The sequence below is a fragment of the Streptomyces sp. NRRL B-24572 genome, assembly GCF_002156145.1.
Lineage (GTDB): Bacteria > Actinomycetota > Actinomycetes > Streptomycetales > Streptomycetaceae > Streptomyces > Streptomyces vietnamensis.
On sequence record NZ_MWIG01000325.1, the window covers coordinates 1 to 3,840 of the forward strand.

Genomic DNA, 3,840 nt, shown 5'->3' on the forward strand with positions numbered 1-3,840 from the left:
GTACAGGTGCAGTGCGCCGCCCCGGCCCCGTCGTACCCCCGCCAGGAAGGCCGCCTGGATCGCCGGGCTCGCCTACCTCGCGGGCGGCGCACTGCACCTGTACGGCCTGTCGTACCTGCCGACCCTCTTCCCGAAGGACGCGTGCTGGTTCAACGCGGGCGCGATGGTCTACCCGGACTCCAGCAGCGCCCTGCCCGTCAGCCTGGTGTGCCGGGGCGAGGAGGTCGTCCCGTGGTGGGTCAACCCGGGGCTGCTGGTCCTGGCGGTGACCGCCGTCGCCGCGACGGTCGCCGCCGTCGTCCTCCGGTTCAGGCGCCGGTAGGGGACAGGCGGAGGGTCCAGGTCTCGACCGTGTACTTCGCCGGGTCGACCGCGTGCGGCTCCGCGATGCTCGCGACGATCCTGCCCTCCCGGTCCTGGTGCAGGGTCCGTATCGCCCGGCCGTCGCCGACGTTCTTCAGCTTCGCGAGGACGGTCGTGCCGAGGTCCCGCCCCACCGCCCGGAGCACCCCGCCGTCGAGCACCAGCACGGTCCCGTCCGGGAGGACGACCGGCTTCGGCGGCTGCGGGTCGGACAGCTCGGGGCCGGGCGTGACGACGCCGCCGGGCAGGAGCCGTACGACGCGGTTCCTCGTCGGGGTGTTCCGGTCCGCCTCCACGACCCGGACGCCGCTGCCGACGACGTAGTGCCCGTACGAGGGCCACCGGTCGGTCTCGTCGCCGTCGCGGTCGTACTCCCGCGTCTCGAAGATGCCGTAGCCCTCCAGGCCCAGCAGGAACCGGCCGCCGCCGCGCGCCGCCCCGCGCGCCCCGCGCAGTTCGGCGACCAGCCGCCCGTCGGCGAGGTCGAGGAGGAGCGCCGGGCCGAGGTGGCCCCACACCGTGTACTCCAGCGAGTCGGTGGTGACGAGGACCCGGCCGCCCGAGACGTGCGCCGCGTTCGGCCGCCCGGAGAAGGAGTGCTTCCACAGGGTGCGGCCGTCGGCGCCGACGCCGGTGACCGCACAGGTCCGGCCGTGGACGGCGATCCCGTCCCGGCGGGCGAGCGGCGCGCCGGGACGGGGCCGCTCGTACGGAGGCAGGCCGTCGGCCCGCCGATGGTCCAGGATCACCGCACGGATGCTCGACATGGCGGGAGCGTAGCCCCCCGTCCGCCGGACGTCCTCAGGGCAGGTCGTCGCGGCCCAGCCACGCCGGTCTGACCGGCACCCCGTCCGCGTACCGCTCGACGTCCGGCTCGGGTTCCGGCTCGGGTTCCGGTTCCACCGCTGCGGACTCCGGCTCCGGAGCCGGAGGTTCGGGCGCGGGCTCCGGTCCGGACGCGGGCTTCGGCGCGGCGGAGTCCTCCAACAACTCCGCCACCGTGAACCGGGTGACGTACGACTGCCACGCCCCGTCCACGACGAGCAGGAACCCGTCCTCCTTCCGGAGGAGCCGACGGCGCTTGGGACTTCGGGGATGCTCCGGTGCGAAGCTTCGCGCCCGGCGCTCCAGCTCCTCCAACGCGTCCTCGCGCGACCCGGAGACGTGGGCCGTCACGTAGGCCTCCGTGTGCTTGCGCTCCCCGAGCCCCACGGTCATCTCCATGACCAGCCCCCACGTCCGCACGTCCATGGAACCCCCGTTCTCGTACGCATGTCTCCCTTCCACAGTAGGCGGACGGGGAGCGGGCGCTCAGCCCCCGGCCAGCACGCCCCGCAGCTTCAGCACCCCCGCCTTCCACTCCTCGCCGTCCGACTCCTCCCAGAGTTCCAGGAGTTCGGACGGCTCGGTGAGGACCCGGTCCAGGGCCTCGACCGCCGCCGGGCGCAGCTCCTCGGGCAGCACGCCCAGCGGCTCCTTCGGGCCGTACGAGGTGGTGACCGGCTCCCCGCCCGGGCACTGCGCCGCGAGCAGGGCCGCCGACGCGATCGCCTCCACCGCCAGGTCCGAGTCGAGGTACTCGCCGCCGGTCTCGACGACCTCGCGGAACGACGTGCGCAGCACCTCCGCCTTCTTCTCCGCCGGGGCTTCGTCCACCCGGTACGAGAAGTCGGCGGCGGTGTCGTTGTCGAAGGGGCCGATGTCCCAGGTACCCATGGCGTGCTCGCTCTCTGCTGTCGCTCGGCTGTACCGGAAGCGTGGCAGCCGCCACTGACAACGCCCCCCGCCTGCCGGTCTAGGCTCGTCGGGCCGCCGGAGCGGGTGGCGCGAGACGCGACGCGGAGGTCGGGACATGGACGAGCGGGCCGAGGCGGCACGGCAGACGCGAGAGGTGTCGCGGGTGCGGCGGGCGATACGGAGCCGTACCGCCCGCGTCTCGGTCGTCGCCGGGCTCGTCGGCGCTCTGCTCGGCGCCGGGGCCGTCGCCTGGCGGACCGACACGCTGCCCCTGGTCGGCGGCTCCGCCCCCTGCTGGGACTCGCTGAGCGAGGGGACCGTGACCGCGCTCTTCGGCGAGGGCCGGGAGGTCCGTTCCGAGGAGCAGAGTCTGGGCGGCGGCAGCGACCTCACGTACGGGAACTGCCGGGTGGCGGGCTTCCAGGACGGTCGTCTGCGTCGCGCGGTGGACATCCGGGTCCACGAACTCGACGGTCTGTACGGCATGGACGGCGACCGCTGGCCCGCGGAGTTCCTGGACCCGGACATGGTCTCCCTGGGGAAGGGACTGCCCGGCATGGCCTCCGGTTCGCGGGCGTGGATCGCGCTTCCCGAGAAGTGCACGGGGAAGCCGGGCGACTTCGAGGCCGCGACCGTCGTCGACGTGTCCCTGGGGCGGGCGGGGGCCGATCCCGACCCCGCGCTTCCGGGGTGGGAAGAGGACCGCGCCGCCCTGGCCCGGGCGGTGGTGGACGCCGCCAACGGGGCGATCCGTGCCTTCGGCTGCACGCAGTCGTATCCGGCGCCCGGTGCCCTGGCGAAGGCCGGCGACTGGGAGACGGCCCGGCAGGGCGCGCTCTGCGGGATCGAGGGCTTCGCCCTGCCCGCCGGTTTCTCCCGGGAGCAGCGTGAGGCGCTCTCGCGGGAGCGCTTCGGCGGCGTCGGCGGCCCGGTCCGCAGTTGTGAGGTGGGCGGCTCGCTCCCCAACACGTACCTCAGGTTCACGACGGTGGAGGACCCCTCGCTGACCGCGATCTTCAACAAGGACGTGCTGCACGGCGGCGCCCGGGTGGAGGGATCCAAGGGCTCCAAGGGCTTCGGCTCGCTGAGCGAGACGCGCGCCGCCTACAAGGCGACGTGCCCGAAGGGCCCGGTGGTCTTCCTCGTGGAGCAGAAGCGCGCCGTCGACGGCCTCCCCTTCGACCTGACCCGTTCCCTGCTCCCCGCCTACGTGGCGGCCGAGGCGGAACGGATCGGCTGCGGCCCCGAGAAGCTCCCGGAAGGCTGAAGGGCCCGCGCGGCTGAACGGCGGTGCGACCGCGCGGCGATCCGATCCGTATCTGACCTTCCGTCAGAATGGAACGTGTTCTAGTCTGCGCCCCATGGGCATCGCCATCACGCACGAACAGCGGGAGCTCGCCCGATCCGTCCGGGGCTGGCTCACCCGCGCCGTACCCCCCGAGGAAGTCCGCAAGCACCTGGACGTCCCCGACACCGCCACGGGACGGCCCGCCTACTGGGACGCCGCCGCCGAGCAGGGGCTCCTCGGGCTGCACCTCCCCGAGGAGCACGGCGGCGGGGGCGGCGACCTCGGGGACCTCGCCGTCGTCGTGGAGGAGGCGGCGCGGGCCCTGCTGCCCGGGCCCCACCTGCCCTCCGTACTCGCCGCCGAGCTCCTCCACCGCGCCGGGCGGCACGAAACGGCCGGCACGCTCGCGCGTGGGGAGCGGATCGGGGCCGTCGCCCTCGGCGGCACCGGCA

The 3,840-nt window shown here is 74.2% G+C and carries 6 protein-coding genes; 3 read left to right on the forward strand and 3 right to left on the reverse strand.

Annotation, left to right across the window (positions count from 1 at the left end):
- A partial coding sequence (locus CCN56_RS43295; RefSeq protein WP_179199913.1) for a hypothetical protein occupies nucleotides 1–322 on the forward strand: 322 nt, incomplete at its 5' end.
- On the opposite strand, the gene CCN56_RS20215 is transcribed toward CCN56_RS43295, so the two are convergent.
- Genes CCN56_RS20215 through CCN56_RS20225 form a run of 3 tightly spaced genes read right to left on the reverse strand, consistent with a single transcriptional unit; the run spans nucleotide 309 to nucleotide 2,079 of the window.
- The gene (locus CCN56_RS20215; RefSeq protein ID WP_179199914.1) at nucleotides 309–1,130 is read right to left on the reverse strand and encodes a hypothetical protein; all 822 of its coding nucleotides are present in this window, start codon (nucleotides 1,128–1,130) and stop codon (nucleotides 309–311) included. The genes CCN56_RS43295 and CCN56_RS20215 overlap by 14 nt on opposite strands.
- A 34-nt stretch (nucleotides 1,131–1,164) precedes the next feature.
- On the reverse strand, nucleotides 1,165–1,614 hold the full coding sequence (locus CCN56_RS20220; RefSeq protein ID WP_086828754.1) for a hypothetical protein: 450 nt from the start codon (nucleotides 1,612–1,614) through the stop codon (nucleotides 1,165–1,167).
- A 60-nt stretch (nucleotides 1,615–1,674) separates the two neighbouring features.
- Entirely contained in the window at nucleotides 1,675–2,079 is a 405-nt protein-coding gene (locus CCN56_RS20225; protein ID WP_086828756.1) for a DUF4259 domain-containing protein, read from the reverse strand.
- A gap of 136 nt (nucleotides 2,080–2,215) precedes the next feature.
- Here CCN56_RS20225 and CCN56_RS20230 point away from each other — a divergent pair, with 136 nt between their 5' ends.
- Together CCN56_RS20230 and CCN56_RS20235 are read left to right on the forward strand one after the other, a co-directional pair.
- On the forward strand, nucleotides 2,216–3,367 hold the full coding sequence (locus CCN56_RS20230) for a hypothetical protein (protein ID WP_086828758.1): 1,152 nt from the start codon (nucleotides 2,216–2,218) through the stop codon (nucleotides 3,365–3,367).
- Nucleotides 3,368–3,461: 94 nt separating this feature from the next.
- Nucleotides 3,462–3,840: acyl-CoA dehydrogenase family protein (locus CCN56_RS20235; RefSeq protein WP_143664575.1), on the forward strand; the 379-nt coding region annotated here is incomplete at its 3' end.